The sequence below is a fragment of the Streptomyces sp. A 4/2 genome, assembly GCF_940670765.1.
Lineage (GTDB): Bacteria > Actinomycetota > Actinomycetes > Streptomycetales > Streptomycetaceae > Streptomyces.
This window is the reverse complement of record NZ_CALNVW010000049.1, coordinates 47,878-62,209: the sequence shown is the minus strand read 5'-3', so window position 1 is coordinate 62,209 and position 14,332 is coordinate 47,878. Positions and strand designations below refer to the sequence as shown.

14 protein-coding genes are annotated in these 14,332 nt (G+C 69.5%); 7 read left to right on the top strand and 7 right to left on the bottom strand.

Annotated elements, in window-relative coordinates:
- Window positions 1-16: 16 nt before the first annotated feature.
- The 5 genes from NBY69_RS32125 to folE all read left to right on the top strand — a co-directional run bounded on the left by NBY69_RS32125 (window position 17) and on the right by folE (window position 5,993).
- Window positions 17-1,162: a zinc-dependent metalloprotease gene (locus NBY69_RS32125; protein WP_250305472.1), complete on the top strand. Its 1,146-nt coding sequence runs from the start codon at window positions 17-19 to the stop codon at window positions 1,160-1,162.
- A 215-nt stretch (window positions 1,163-1,377) separates the two neighbouring features.
- Window positions 1,378-2,430 carry a tRNA lysidine(34) synthetase TilS gene (gene tilS, locus NBY69_RS32120; protein WP_250305471.1) on the top strand — a complete coding sequence of 351 codons (1,053 nt, stop codon included), beginning with the start codon at window positions 1,378-1,380 and terminating at the stop codon, window positions 2,428-2,430.
- 63 nt (window positions 2,431-2,493) lie between these two features.
- A complete protein-coding gene (gene hpt / locus NBY69_RS32115) occupies window positions 2,494-3,033 on the top strand; it encodes a hypoxanthine phosphoribosyltransferase (protein WP_250305594.1) in 540 nt (179 codons plus the stop codon).
- Between the two features lie 216 nt (window positions 3,034-3,249).
- Window positions 3,250-5,289 carry an ATP-dependent zinc metalloprotease FtsH gene (ftsH, locus tag NBY69_RS32110; protein WP_250305470.1) on the top strand — a complete coding sequence of 680 codons (2,040 nt, stop codon included), beginning with the start codon at window positions 3,250-3,252 and terminating at the stop codon, window positions 5,287-5,289.
- A gap of 98 nt (window positions 5,290-5,387) precedes the next feature.
- The gene (gene folE, locus NBY69_RS32105; protein WP_250305469.1) at window positions 5,388-5,993 is read left to right on the top strand and encodes a GTP cyclohydrolase I FolE; all 606 of its coding nucleotides are present in this window, start codon (window positions 5,388-5,390) and stop codon (window positions 5,991-5,993) included.
- 108 nt (window positions 5,994-6,101) lie between these two features.
- Here folE and NBY69_RS32100 read toward each other — a convergent pair whose 3' ends face one another.
- The 6 genes from NBY69_RS32100 to NBY69_RS32075 form a co-directional block, all read right to left on the bottom strand.
- Window positions 6,102-6,584: a DUF3180 domain-containing protein gene (locus NBY69_RS32100; protein ID WP_250305593.1), complete on the bottom strand. Its 483-nt coding sequence runs from the start codon at window positions 6,582-6,584 to the stop codon at window positions 6,102-6,104.
- A 55-nt stretch (window positions 6,585-6,639) separates the two neighbouring features.
- Window positions 6,640-7,251 (bottom strand): 2-amino-4-hydroxy-6-hydroxymethyldihydropteridine diphosphokinase, encoded by a 612-nt coding sequence (folK, locus tag NBY69_RS32095; RefSeq protein ID WP_250305468.1) that lies wholly within the window; start codon window positions 7,249-7,251, stop codon window positions 6,640-6,642.
- Window positions 7,248-7,607: a dihydroneopterin aldolase gene (gene folB, locus NBY69_RS32090; RefSeq protein WP_250305467.1), complete on the bottom strand. Its 360-nt coding sequence runs from the start codon at window positions 7,605-7,607 to the stop codon at window positions 7,248-7,250. Before folB ends, folK begins: the two co-directional genes overlap by 4 nt.
- Before the next feature lie 189 nt (window positions 7,608-7,796).
- Window positions 7,797-8,276, bottom strand: coding sequence for a nuclear transport factor 2 family protein (locus NBY69_RS32085; protein ID WP_266641542.1), 480 nt, complete (start codon window positions 8,274-8,276; stop codon window positions 7,797-7,799).
- A complete protein-coding gene (gene folP, locus NBY69_RS32080; RefSeq protein WP_250305466.1) occupies window positions 8,273-9,133 on the bottom strand; it encodes a dihydropteroate synthase in 861 nt (286 codons plus the stop codon). The genes NBY69_RS32085 and folP overlap by 4 nt, the downstream gene beginning before the upstream one ends.
- Before the next feature lie 121 nt (window positions 9,134-9,254).
- A complete protein-coding gene (locus tag NBY69_RS32075) occupies window positions 9,255-11,045 on the bottom strand; it encodes a phosphatidylglycerol lysyltransferase domain-containing protein (protein WP_250305465.1) in 1,791 nt (596 codons plus the stop codon).
- A 182-nt stretch (window positions 11,046-11,227) separates the two neighbouring features.
- Here NBY69_RS32075 and NBY69_RS32070 point away from each other — a divergent pair, with 182 nt between their 5' ends.
- A complete protein-coding gene (locus NBY69_RS32070) occupies window positions 11,228-12,340 on the top strand; it encodes an esterase family protein (protein WP_250305464.1) in 1,113 nt (370 codons plus the stop codon).
- Here the strand turns inward: NBY69_RS32070 and NBY69_RS32065 are convergent.
- A complete protein-coding gene (locus NBY69_RS32065; protein WP_250305463.1) occupies window positions 12,327-13,472 on the bottom strand; it encodes an ABC transporter ATP-binding protein in 1,146 nt (381 codons plus the stop codon). The two genes, NBY69_RS32070 and NBY69_RS32065, sit on opposite strands and share 14 nt — an antisense overlap.
- 158 nt (window positions 13,473-13,630) lie before the next feature.
- Between NBY69_RS32065 and NBY69_RS32060 the strand changes: the two genes are divergently transcribed.
- Entirely contained in the window at window positions 13,631-14,332 is a 702-nt protein-coding gene (locus NBY69_RS32060; protein WP_250305462.1) for an ABC transporter permease, read from the top strand.

The following is a 14,332-nucleotide window of genomic DNA, read 5'->3' as shown; positions in this document are numbered from 1 at the left end:
AACGTACGGTTGACACATGACGCGCATCGGTGGTGCCGAGATGGTCGACTGGAACCTCGCCACGGCGACTGCGACCCGCTTCGCGAAACAGGGTCCGGACGTCAGCAGGGACGAAGCCCGTGCGGTGGTGGCGGAGCTGCGCAGGCATGCCAAGTCCGCCGAGGAACACGTCCGGGCCTTCACCCGGATGATCCCGGAGGACACCGAGCGCAAGGACACCCCGGTGCTCGTCGTGGACCGGGCGGGCTGGGTGAAGGCCAACGTCGCCGGGTTCCGTGAGGTCCTGCGGCCCCTGCTGGAGAAGATGCAGGAGCGGCGCGGCAGCGGGCCGGGCGGCGCGGTGCTCGGCGCGGTCGGCGGCAAGGTGACCGGCGTCGAACTGGGCATGCTGCTGTCGTTCCTCTCGTCCCGGGTGCTCGGGCAGTACGAGACGTTCGCCCCGGCCGACCGTGACCTCCCGGCCTCCGTGGGCACCGGCGGACGGCTGCTGCTCGTCGCGCCGAACATCGTGCACGTGGAGCGCGAGCTGGAGGTCGACCCGCACGACTTCAGGCTCTGGGTCTGCCTGCACGAGGAGACCCACCGCACCCAGTTCACCGCCGTGCCCTGGCTGCGCGACCATCTGGAGGGCGAGATCCAGTCGTTCCTCGAAGAGACCGAGGTCGACCCGATGACCGTCCTGGAACGGCTGCGCGAGGCCGCCCAGTCGCTCGCGGGCAACCGCTCCGACGCGTCCGACAGCACCGGCACCGACCGCGGGAACTCGCTGGTCGAACTGGTCCAGACGCCGGCCCAGCGGGACATCCTGGGCCGGTTGACCGCGGTGATGTCCCTGCTCGAAGGACACGCCGACTACGTGATGGACGGGGTCGGCCCGCAGGTCGTGCCGTCGGTCGACGAGATCCGCGAGAAGTTCCAGCAGCGCCGGGCCCAGGGCGCGGGCCGCCTCGACCAGGCACTGCGCAAGCTGCTGGGCCTGGACGCCAAACTCCGGCAGTACCGCGACGGAGAGCGGTTCGTACGGACCGTGGTCGACGAGGTCGGCATGGACGGCTTCAACCGCGTCTGGACCTCGCCGAACACGCTGCCCACCAAGGCGGAGATCGCCGCCCCCGCCGACTGGATCGCACGGGTGCACCGCAAGGGCGACCCGTCGCTCTGACCCGGCCGGCGTTCCGGGCCGTCCGCGGCTGAAGTACGCGGCGGAGGGCCCCGGGTCTCCCAGAAAGGCGCAGCATCACCCATCCGAGGGACCGTGGGCAAGGGGTTGGCGTGCAATGCTCGGGTATCGGCCCGCTTCTGTCACCATCTATGCACTCTGTGTGACGCTGTCGTCTATCCGAGGCACCCCCCCAACTCCACCGAAGGGCACCGGACATGGGTCCCCATCCTGCGGTCGCAGCGATACGCCTGGCGGTTCGCCGCGTACTCCACGACGTACTGAACGAACAGACCGAACAGCCCGCAAGCCCGCACCTCGCCGGTGCGTACCCCGGAAGCACCCCGCACGGACGGCCCGAGCCGCTGGTGCTGGTCGCGTGCTCCGGTGGCGCCGACTCCATGGCGCTCGCCTCCGCCCTGGCCTTCGAGGCCCGTAAACTCGCCGTCCGCGCGGGCGGCGTCACCATCGACCACGGACTCCAGGACGGCTCGGAATTCCGGGCCGCCGAAGTCGTCTCCCGGCTCGGCGGCCTCGGGCTCGACCCCGTCGAATCGGTCGCCGTGGCCGTCGGCCGGGCCGGCGGGCCCGAGGCTGCCGCGAGGGATGCCAGGTACGCCGCGCTGGACGCGGTGGCCGAGCGCCGCGGCGCCGCCGCCGTCCTCCTCGGGCACACCCGCGACGACCAGGCGGAGACGGTCCTCCTCGGCCTGGCCCGCGGCTCCGGCATCCGTTCGCTGTCCGGTATGGCGGCCGTCTCGGGGGCGGCCGGCCGGTACCGCAGGCCCTTCCTCCAGCTCGACCGGCAGACCGCCCGCAAGGCGTGCCTGATCCAGCAGCTGCCGGTCTGGGACGACCCGCACAACACCGACCCCGCGTACACCCGCTCCCGGCTGCGCCACGAGGGCCTGCCCGCGCTGGAGAAGTCGCTCGGCAAGGGCGTCGTCGAGGCGCTGGCCCGCACCGCACGTCTCTCCCGTGACGACGCCGACGCCCTGGACGCCTGGGCCGCGGACGCCGAGGCGTCCTCCCGTGACGAGACCGGGCAACTGGAGTGCGCGAAGCTGAACGCCCTGCCGCCCGCAGTCCGCAGCCGGGTGCTGCGCCGCTCGGTCATCGCGGCGGGCTCACCCGCGGGTTCGCTCTTCGCCCGGCACATCGAGGAGATCGACCGGCTGATCACCGGCTGGCGGGGGCAGGGGGCCATCAACCTCCCCGGCCGGGTGGAGGCTCAGCGGCAGGGTGGCAGACTGGTTATCCGGCAAGGCTGACGCAGAGCCGCGCCTCAGGCGAAGCACAAGCAACTGAAAGTGGCCCGGGTGAACGAGAAAGACATGGGCACCGACCTCGCGTCGGTGCTCATCACCAAGGAAGAGATCGACGCCAAGCTCGCGGAGCTGGCAGCGAAGATCGACGCGGAGTACGCGGGCAAGGATCTGCTGCTCGTCGGTGTTCTCAAGGGCGCCGTGATGGTGATGGCGGACCTCGCCCGTGCACTGTCCACGTCGGTCACGATGGACTGGATGGCGGTGTCGTCGTACGGCGCGGGCACCCAGTCGTCGGGTGTGGTCCGGATCCTCAAGGACCTGGACACCGACATCAAGGGCAAGCACGTGCTGATCGTCGAGGACATCATCGACTCGGGTCTGACGCTTTCCTGGCTGCTGTCGAACCTCGGTTCCCGTGAGCCCGCCTCGCTGGAGGTCTGCACCCTGCTGCGCAAGCCGGATGCCGCAAAGGTCTCGCTCGACGTGAAGTGGGCCGGGTTCGACATTCCGAATGAATTCGTCGTCGGATACGGACTCGACTACGCGGAGAAGTACCGCAACCTCCCCTTTGTCGGCACTCTGGCCCCGCACGTCTACGGCGGATAACGGCCCGTCCGGCTCTGCCGGACAGGCCGGAGTTCAGCCGTGAGCCGAACGGGAACCCTCACCTATTTCCCGCCGTTGGAGCAGGGGAAGGCACTCCTGTGCACTCCCGTGAGGTCGCGGGCGGCGATGCTGGGGTACCGTCCGAAGAACACTCTTTACTCACAGCAGCATTTACCTACGGGCAGGAGGGACGGGGCGTAGTTCCGCCCCGTATGGATGGACGTGAAGCGATACTTCCGTGGGCCGGTCATGTGGATCGTGCTGGCCGTCCTCGCCGTGGTCGTGTTGATGCAGGTCGTCGGCTCGTCGGGCGGCTACAAGTCAGTGGACACCTCCAAGGTCGTCCAGGCGATCGACAAGAACCAGGTCGAGCAGGCCAAGGTCACGACTGGTGACGAGAACGTCATCAAGATCGAGATGAAGAGCGGCCAGAAGCTCAGTGGCGAGTCGGGCAGCAAGTTCCAGGCGAACTACATCGGCGATGCGCAGGGCACTGCTCTTGCCGCGAAGCTGCAGAGCAAGGTCGACAGCGGCGACATCGCGAAGGGCTACACGGTCTCGCCGTCGAAGCAGAACCCGTTCGTCGGGATCCTGCTCTCGCTGCTGCCCTTCGTGCTCATCGTCGTGGTCTTCCTGTTCCTGATGAATCAGATGCAGGGCGGCGGCTCCCGTGTCATGCAGTTCGGGAAGTCCAAGGCCAAGCTGATCACCAAGGACACCCCCAAGACGACCTTCGCCGATGTGGCGGGGTCCGACGAGGCTGTCGAAGAACTCCACGAGATCAAGGAGTTTCTGCAGGAGCCGGCGAAGTTCCAGGCCGTCGGCGCCAAGATTCCCAAGGGTGTCCTGCTGTACGGGCCGCCGGGAACGGGTAAGACGCTGCTGGCACGCGCTGTCGCAGGCGAGGCGGGCGTCCCGTTCTACTCGATCTCCGGTTCCGACTTCGTCGAGATGTTCGTCGGTGTCGGTGCCTCCCGAGTGCGTGACCTCTTCGAGCAGGCCAAGGCGAACGCCCCGGCGATCGTCTTCGTCGACGAGATCGACGCCGTCGGCCGGCACCGTGGTGCGGGTCTCGGCGGTGGCCACGACGAGCGTGAGCAGACGCTCAACCAGCTGCTCGTCGAGATGGACGGCTTCGACGTGAAGGGCGGCGTCATTCTGATCGCCGCCACGAACCGGCCGGACATCCTCGACCCGGCGCTGCTGCGTCCCGGCCGTTTCGACCGGCAGATCGCGGTGGACCGGCCGGACATGCTGGGCCGTCTGGAGATCCTCAAGGTCCACCAGAAGGGCAAGCCGGTCGCCCCGGACGTCGATCTGGGTGCAGTCGCCCGTCGTACGCCCGGCTTCACCGGTGCCGACCTGGCGAACGTGCTGAACGAAGCCGCGCTCCTCACCGCGCGTGGCAACCAGAAGCTCGTCGACAACGAGGCGCTGGACGAGGCGATCGACCGTGTCGTGGCGGGCCCGCAGAAGCGGACCCGGATCATGTCCGACAAGGAGAAGAAGATCACCGCGTACCACGAGGGCGGACACGCCCTGGTCGCGGCGGCATCTCCCAACTCGGACCCGGTCCACAAGATCACGATCCTGTCCCGCGGCCGGGCCCTGGGTTACACCATGGTCCTGCCCGACGAGGACAAGTACTCGACCACGCGCAACGAGATGCTCGACCAGCTGGCGTACATGCTGGGCGGGCGCGCGGCCGAGGAACTTGTCTTCCACGACCCGACCACGGGCGCGGCCAACGACATCGAGAAGGCCACGGCCACCGCTCGCGCGATGGTCACGCAGTACGGCATGACCGAGCGTCTCGGCGCGATCAAGTTCGGTGGGGACAACACCGAACCGTTCGTGGGCCGCGAGATGGGCCACCAGCGCGACTACTCGGAAGAGGTCGCCGCGCTGGTCGACGAAGAGGTCAAGAAGCTCATCGAGACCGCGCACAACGAGGCCTGGGAGATCCTGGTCGAGAACCGCGACGTCCTCGACAACCTGGTCCTGCAGCTCCTCGAGAAGGAGACGCTGAACAAGGAGCAGATCGCCGAGGTCTTCTCGGGGATCGTGAAGCGTCCGGCTCGTCCGGCGTGGACCGGCTCCACCCGGCGTACGCCGTCGACCCGGCCGCCGGTGCTCTCCCCGAGGGAACTGGCGCTCACCAACGGCGCTGCTGGTGCGGTCACTTCGGGCAACAACGGCTCGACCCCCGCGGACAGCGGCATCGAGTCCGTTCCCGAGGACCGGCCGGAGAGCTGATCACCGCTCGCCCTTGCCGGTAGCCCCGGAATGCATGCCGCGTCCCCCAGGTTCTAGCCTGGGGGACGCGGCATTTTCTTTTACGGAGCGAGGCACAGATGACGGACCCGATAACGCTGGACGGCGAGAGCCGGATCCGCGAGTTCGACGAGAAGCGGGCCGAGAATGCCGTACGGGAGCTGCTCATCGCGGTCGGTGAGAACCCGGACCGTGAAGGGCTGCTGGAGACTCCGGCCCGGGTCGCGCGGGCGTACAAGGAGATCTTCGCGGGTCTGCGGCAGGAGCCCGAGGACGTCCTGACGACGACGTTCGACCTCGGCCACGACGAGATGGTCCTGGTCAAGGACATCGAGGTCTTCTCGACCTGTGAGCACCACCTGGTACCGTTCCACGGTGTCGCGCACGTCGGCTACATCCCGGCGACCAGCGGCAAGATCACCGGCCTCTCCAAGCTGGCCCGGCTGGTCGACGTCTATGCCCGGCGCCCCCAGGTGCAGGAGCGTCTCACCACGCAGATCGCCGACTCCCTGATGGAGATCCTGGAGCCGCGTGGCGCGATCGTGGTGGTGGAGTGCGAGCACATGTGCATGTCGATGCGCGGCATACGCAAGCCCGGCGCGAAGACCATCACCTCCGCGGTGCGCGGCCAGCTGCGCGATCCGGCGACGCGGGCCGAGGCCATGAGCCTGATCATGGCGCGCTGAACGGATCAGCGCGGAACGGATCAGCGCGGACGGAAGCGGCCTGAACGAAAACGGGCCGGACGGAAGCTGATGGAACGGGAGCGGACCGGGCGGGCCGGGCTGCGCCGGTCAGGCCGCCGCGCCCTGGCCGTTCTTGTCCTCGTCGTCCGGGAGCTTGCACACCCGTTCCAGGAAGAACGCCGCGGCGACCACCGCGATCCCGGCCACCACCGAGAACCCGGCGTAGATCGCCTGGTCCCGGCGGGACGGGTCGTCGAGGTGGCTGAGCAGATAGACCCCCGTGCCGCCGTACAGCCCGCAGACCAGCGACACGACCAGCGCGCTGGCCTGCGCGAAGACCACCGCGCGAGCCGCCATCAGCGGGTCGACGCCCTTCGCTCCGGGGCGCCGCTCCCGCTGGGCGCGCAGTCGCCCCCGCAGCGAGAGAGCCGTGGCGAGCAGAACGACCGCGATCGCCGCCAGCACGATGGGCGCGGCGAGCGGCACGCCCGGCAGGGTGCCCACCGAATTCCAGAGCCGGGCACCCGCCCAGGACAGCACTCCGGCGACGACGAACAGACCGGCCAGTACACCGAGCCGTAGTTGCTTCACGTGACTCTGCTCTTCCTTGCTCACGAACTGCCTCCGGACCCTCAGAGGCTAACGACTAGTCGGGCAGGCAGAGTTCCAGATCGGCACGCGCCAGTACACCTTCGCTGCCGACGGTCGCCAGCAGATCCGCGACCGGGCCGCGGCCGGGCAGCTCGGCGCCGGGGTCCACGTCGTGCCACGGGACCAGGACGAAGGCCCGCTGGTGGGCGCGCGGGTGGGGAAGGGTGAGCACCGGGTCGTCGGAGACCACGTCCGCGTACGACAGGATGTCCACGTCGATGGTGCGCGGACCCCAGCGCTCGTCACGGACCCGGTCGAAGGCCTCCTCGATGGCCTGGCCGCGCTCCAGGAGCGAGTCCGGCGGCAGCGTCGTCTTCACGACGACCACCGCGTTGAAGTACGAGGGCTGCGAGCCGGGGTCGACGCCCCAGGGCTCCGTCTCGTACACCGGCGAGACGGCCTTGACCCGGAGGCCGGGCGTGTCCTCCAGGGCGTCGATGGCGCCCTGGAGGGTCTCCAGGCGGTTGCCCAGATTGGCGCCGAGGGAGATCACCGCCCGTTTCGGATTGGACAGTGTCACATCGGCCGCGTCGACCTGCGCGACCACGGAGGCGGGCACCGGCTGTACGGTCGGGTCGCTCTGCGCCCCGCTGGGATACACGGTCATACTCGGCTCCGGATGATGGTGATGGTGACGTCGTCGAAGGGCACGGTGATCGGGGCATCCGGCTTGTGCACGACCACCTCGACCTCCTGGACGCCTTCGTGCTTGAGGCACTGCTGGGCGATCCGCTCGGCCAGCGTCTCGATCAGGTCGACCGGTTCGCCCTTGACGACATCGACGACTTCTTCCGCCACGACGCCGTAGTGCACGGTCTTCGTCAGGTCGTCGTCGGCCGCCGCGGGGCGGGTGTCGAGGCCGAGCACCAGGTCCACGATGAAGGTCTGGCCCTCCTCGCGCTCCCGGGGGAAGACGCCATGGTGCCCACGGGCCTTGAGGCCGCGCAGCGCGACACGATCCACGCGAATCACTCCTGCTGTTCGTCGGTAGCGCGGGCGGCGCCGAGAGCGGTCGGCGTAGCCCACACATTCGAATCTACCTGCGGCCACTGACAACGCCCGATCACGGGGGCGCGTACAGAAGTCCGGGTGGGTGATACTCGCCCCTACCCCCGGGTCCGCCGGGTCAACCCTGTGGGAGCCGCCGCCCACTCAGGCGGGCGTTTCCTCGCCGTCGTCGCCGCCCGGACCGCCTTCACCGGAAGGGTCCTCTCCGGTCTCGGCCAGCACCGGCGATCCGTGGTGCGACCAGAGCTTCCAGCCCTCGGGCGTCCTGCGGAACACATTGGTGGCGACGACCAGCTGCCCGACCAGCGGGCCCAGCTCACCGGCCTCCTCGGCGGGGCCGCCGCTGAGGATGTTCTCGGTGCAGGTCACCAGGGCGGTGTCCGCGGTGATACCGACCTTCACATCGGTCAGGAAGAACTGGATGTACTCGGTGTTCGCCATGATCAGCGCGTACGACCTGAGGACGTCGCCACGCCCCGAGAGCACCGGCCAGCCGGGGTGGACGCAGGAGATCTCGTCGTTCAGCCACAGCCCGGAGAGGGCCTCGAAGTCCCCCCGCTCCATCGTCTCGTAGAAGGTGGTGTTGGCGAGCTCGACCTCTTCGACCTCGGTGCTCGCGGTCACTTGGCTCCCTCTACGGCGCGGGCCACCCGGACCGCGTCGGCCGTGGCCCGTACCTCGTGGACCCGGACGGCCCAGGCGCCCTCGTGGGCGGCGAGCGCGGAGACGGCGGCGGTGGCCGCGTCCCGCTCGCGGGCGGGCGGCGGGGTGGCGCCGTCCCGTGCCAGTACGCGGCCGAGGAAGCGTTTGCGGGAGGCGGCGACCAGCAGGGGGTGGCCCAGGGCCCGTACCTCGGAGAGGTGGGCGACCAGGGCCAGGTCGTGCTCGGCTTCCTTGGCGAAGCCCAGGCCCGGGTCGACGACGATCCGCTCCGGCGCGATACCGCCGGCGACCGCCGCGTCCACCCGGACACGCAGCTCGGCGACGACCTCGGCGACCACGTCCCGGTAGACCGCCCGGCTGGTCATGGACTCGCTGAAACCGCGCCAGTGCATCACCACGAAGGGGGCCTCGGCGGCGGCGACCACCGGGATCATGGCGGGGTCGGCCAGTCCGCCGCTCACGTCGTTGACCAGCAGCGCACCGGCCTCGATCGCCTGCTCGGCGACGGCGGCGCGCATGGTGTCGACGGAGACGGTGACACCCTCGGAGACCAGGCCGCGCACCACGGGCACCACCCGGCGCAGCTCTTCGTCGGCGTCGACCCGGCTGGCGCCCGGACGGGTGGACTCACCGCCCACGTCCACCAGGTCGGCGCCTTCCGCGACGAGGTCGAGGCCGTGTTTCACCGCAGTGCCGGTGTCGAACCAGCGGCCTCCGTCGGAGAAGGAATCGGGCGTCACATTGACGACACCCATGACCGCGCAGCGGTCCCACTCCGGCAGTCCTGCAACCAGGCCTCGCCCGCGCAACGTACTCATACCCCCAGCCTAAGCGCTGCCCGCGGGCCCGGCCGTGGAGTCCGTACGCCGACAGGGGGTGCCGGGCGGCCCGTACGGCCCAGGGGCGGCCCCGGCCGGCGGACGGGCTCGCTCGGCCCCGTTACGCCGCCTCCGCGCCGTTCTCCGTCGCGAGATGCGCGCACGGCCGTTCCTGCACCCGCTCCCGCCGGGAGAACGGCCACGGCAGGCCCAGATTGACGAACCCCTCGGCCTGCATCGCGGCGAAGCCGATGCGCGGCAGGTCGCTGGTGTTGCGGAAGACCACGAACCGCGGTTCCCAGCGCGGCCGGAACTTCGCGTTGAACTTGTACAGCGACTCGATCTGGAACCACCGGGAGAGGAAGACCAGCAGCCCGCGCCAGCCCCGCAGCACCGGACCCGCGCCGAGCTTCTCGCCGCGGGCCAGGGCCGAGCGGAACATCGCGAAGTTGAGGGAGACCCGCTCGATGCCGAGGGCGGGGGAGGCCTCCAGGGAGGCGACGATCAGCAGCTCGTTCATGCCCGGGTCGGCGGCGCGGTCGCGGCGCATCAGTTCCAGGGACATGCCGTCCGTACCCCACGGTACGAAGTGGATGATCGCCTTCAGGTCGCCGAAGGGGGATTCCGGCCCGTCGGCCTTGTGGGCCGTGGCGATCACGCAGTCCCCGTCGCCGGGGTCGCCGATCCGGCCGAGCGCCATCGAGAAGCCGCGCTCGGTGTCGGTGCCGCGCCAGGCCGCCGCTGCTGCCCGGATCCGCTCCAGTTCCGCCTCGCTCACGTCACGGACGCGCCGGACCCGCGTCTCGTAGCCACCGCGCTCGATACGCTTCACCATCTGGCGTACGTTGCGCATCGCCCGTCCGGCGAGGGAGAAATCCACCACGTCCACCACCGCCTCGTCGCCCAGTTCCAGCGCGTCGAGCCCGGTCTCGCGGGTCCAGACCTCACCGCCGGTCTCGCTGCACCCCATCACCGCGGGGGTCCAGGAGTGCAGCTTGGCCTCGTCCATGAAGCGCTCGATGGCGCCGGGCCACGCCTCCACGTCGCCGATCGGGTCACCGCTGGCGAGCATCACGCCGGAGACGACGCGGTAGCAGACGGCCGCCTTGCCGCTCGGCGAGAAGACGACGCCCTTGTCCCGGCGGAGCGCGAAGTGGCCGAGCGAGTCCCGGCCGCCGTGCTTCGCCAGCAGGGCGCGCAGCTGCTTCTCGTCCTCGTCGGTGAGGCGCGCGGCCGGATGTTCGGGACGGAAGGCCAGGTAGATCGTGGTCACCGCGGTCAGCAGGCCGAGCGAGCCGAGTGAGTAGGCGACGGTCCAGGAGGTGTTGCCCGCGTACTCGACCGGGCCCTCGAAGCCGACCAGGCCGAACAGCACGTGCTGGAGGCGGTCGACGATGCTCGGGCTGCCGACGACCCGGCCGGGGTGGACGCTGACGACGATCAGCCCGAGGCCCAGCGAGCCCGCGCCGAGCAGGACGAAGTTGGCGAGCGCCTTCCAGCGGCTGCGCGGATCGGGCAGTGCTTCGAACTCGCTCCGGTGGCGCACCAGCAGGGACAGCAGCACCAGGGAGATCAGCGCACCGACGACGGAGTGGCGGTAGACGAACTGCGCCACCGCGCCCGCGGGCAGCAGTACCACCGCGGCCCGCCAGGCCCTGCGCTTACGGCGTTTCAGCCCGTGGGCGAGGAGGAGCAGCAGCACACCGGCACAGAGGGCGAGTGCGGCGGTGAAGGGGCCGAGAGCGCCGGGCAGCACTTCGGCGACGGCATGCATCCGGCTGTGGCGGAACCGGGGGAACACTCCTCCGGCGACGTCGAGCAGACCGACGAGCGTGCAGGCCGTACCGATCAGGGCGGGAACCGTCTCCGGGCGGGGTCCCTGGACGATCCGCCGGACGCTTTTCGGAACCATTACCGACTTTTCCTCATCTACCGGCACAGACATCGCTTCCCACGGCTCCACAAGAGGTTCTGTGTCCGCCGGCCGCCGAGACCGGCGCAGCATCCGGACATTTGTGTCCTCTAGGACGGCATTTCCGGGGGGCGGGTTCATCCGCCGCCCGGAAAATCTCACAGCAGAAAGCGCACCTACCCATGGGTCTCACCAGCCACAAGGTCCTGGCACTTGCCGCACTGCTGGCCGTCGTGTCCTTCGCCGCGACGGTCTGGCTCTGGCCGCGTCTGGCGCGCCGCAGCGGGCGCGCGGTGGCGGGCCGCATCGGCCTGCTGTTCGTCACGCAGGTGGCGGTCTTCGCCTCCGTCGGACTCATGGCCAACAACTCCTTCCTCTTCTACGGCTCCTGGGCCGACCTCTTCGGGCAGGAGCAGACGCCGGGTGTGGTGGTCGACCACGAGGTGGGCAGCCGGGACGTGCACATCGTGGGGAAGCAGGGCCTGGACGTCCCCGGCGGTACGAAACCGGCGGTCGGCGGTCAGATCCAGAAGGTCGTGATCCAGGGCCGGAAGTCGAAGATAGCCAGTCCTGCGTACGTCTATCTGCCGCCGCAGTACTTCCAGCAGGCGTACGCGAAACGAACTTTCCCGGTGTCCGTGGTCCTCACCGGATACCCCGGCACCGCGGAGAACCTGCTCAAGGGTCTGCACTTCCCGAGGACGGAGTACGACCAGGTCAAAGCAGGGAAGATGAAGCCGATGGTGCTGGTGATGCTGCGGCCCACGGTGGCTCCGCCGCGGGACACGGAGTGCGTGGACATCACGGGCGGCCCGCAGAGCGAGACGTTCTTCGCCAAGGACGTGCCGGAGGCGGTCCGGACGACGTACCGGGTCGGTACCGGGCCCCGGAGCTGGGGTTTCATCGGTAATTCGACCGGTGGCTACTGCGCGCTGAAGCTGGCGATCCATCACCCGAACGTGTACGGCGCGGGGGCCGGACTCTCCGCGTACTACCGGGCGGCCGAGGATCCGACGACCGGTGACCTCTTCCAGGGCAGCAAAGCGGAGCGGGACCGGGCGGACCTGTTGTGGAGCCTGACGCACCGGCCCGCCCCGAAGACATCCCTCCTCGTCACCACGAGCAAGGCGGGCGAGGGGAACTACCGCAGCACGATGCGGTTCATGGCGAAGGTGAAGCCGCCCACCGAGGTCTCCTCGATCACGCTGACGAGCGGCGGGCACAACTTCAACACCTGGCGCCGCGAGATCCCCGCGAGCCTGGTGTGGCTGAGCAGCAGGCTCACCGGCCGCTGACGGTCTCCAGTTCCACCTCGGTCCGCGGGACGTCCCGCGCGTCGGCGGCGGTGGAGCGCCGCAGCGCCTCGTGCAGCCGGGCCGGGGTGAGGACGCCGAGGAAGCGCCCCGCACTGTCCTCGTCGATCACCGCGATCCAGCCGGCGTCGTGCTGGAGCATCGTGGCGAAAGCCTGCTTGAGCGAGGCCCCGACGGGCAGCCAGGCCTCCATGCGCCGGGCGTGCTCGCGCACGGTCCCCTTGGCGGTGGCGGCCTGTTCGGCGGAGATCCACCCGTGCAGATTGTCGTCGGAGTCCAGCACGACGGCCCACCGGGCGATGTTCGCGGGCAGCGGGTCGTCGAGGTGCACGACGGGCGGCTGCTCCAGGTCGCCGGGTTCGATCGGGGTGACGGACAGCCGCTTGAGGCCCCGGTCCGCGCCCACGAAGTCCGCGACGTAGGGCGTGGCGGGCGCGCCGAGAACGGCGGCCGGGGCGTCGAACTGCTCGATCGTGCCGTGCCCGTAGACGGCGATACGGTCCCCCAGCCGGACCGCCTCCTCGATGTCGTGCGTGACGAAGAGGACGGTCTTGCGGACGGCCTTCTGGAGCGCGAGGAACTCGTTCTGGAGGTGCTCGCGGACCACGGGATCCACCGCGCCGAACGGCTCGTCCATCAGCAGGACCGGCGGATCCGCCGCCAACGCCCGTGCCACACCGACCCGTTGGCGCTGACCGCCGGAGAGCTGCTCGGGGTACCGGTCGCCGTGGACGGACGGGTCGAGACCCACCAGCTCCAGAAGTTCGGCGGCGCGGGCACGGGCCGTCGCCCGCTTGACGCCCAGCAGATGGGGAACGGTCGCGGTGTTGTCGAGAACCGTCTTGTGCGGAAAGAGCCCGACCTGCTGGATCACATAGCCGATCCGGCGGCGGAGTTCGACGGGGTCGATGGCGGATATGTCGTCCCCGTCGACGTATATCCGGCCCTCGGTCGGCTCGATGAGACGGTTGACCATTTTCATCGTGGTCGTCTTCCCGCAGCCGGACGGTCCGACGAGCGTGACCAGTTCACCTCGGGCCACCTCGAAGGAGAGGTTGCCGACGGCAGTGGTGCCGTCGGCGTACCGCTTGGTGACGTTTTCGAATCGGATCATGATTCCCCATTGTGACGGGGCCTTTGTGAAGGCCATGTTGCTGCAGTGCGACGGATCCCGGCATTGTCAGTGGCCGGGGATAGGGTCGCCACTCAGTTGCCGTAATTGGGTTTCGGATCACGGCGCGAGGCGTCACCGTGACGGGGGAGGGGGACGGGATGACGGGCGAGACATGCATACAGCGCAATGACTGGATCTGCTGGCAGTACGTCACCTCCCGCAGCCAGGAGTTGACCGACGCGACGGTCCAGCACATCTGGATCACGGTGGTCTCGGTGGCGATCGGGCTGGTGGTGGCGTTCCCGCTGGCGCTGCTCGCGCGCCGTGGGCGGATGTTCGCCGGGCCGGTGCTCGGCCTGACGACCGTGCTCTACACGGTGCCCTCGCTGGCGATGTTCTCGCTGCTGCTGCCGTGGTTCGGTCTGTCGGCGGCGCTGGTGATCACGGGGCTCGTGCTGTATTCGCTGACCATCCTCGTACGGAACATCATGGCCGGTCTCGCCGCGGTGCCCGAGGACGCGCGGGAGGCCGCGCGGGGGATGGGGTACGGACCCGGCAGGCTGCTCTGGGAGGTCGAACTGCCCCTGGCGCTGCCCGCGGTACTGGCCGGGGTGCGGATCGCGACGGTCTCGACGGTCGCGCTGACCACGGTCGGGTCGATCGTCGGAAAAGGCGGCCTGGGCAATCTCATCCAGGACGCGCTGCCGACCCTCTTCAAGGCACAGGTGCTGACCGCCTCCGTGCTCTGCGTACTGCTGGCTGTCGTGGCCGATCTGCTGCTGCTCGGCGTGCAGCGGCTGCTGACGCCCTGGACCCGAATACGGACGCCGAAGGCGGTTCGTGCGGCGGAGGCGGGCTGA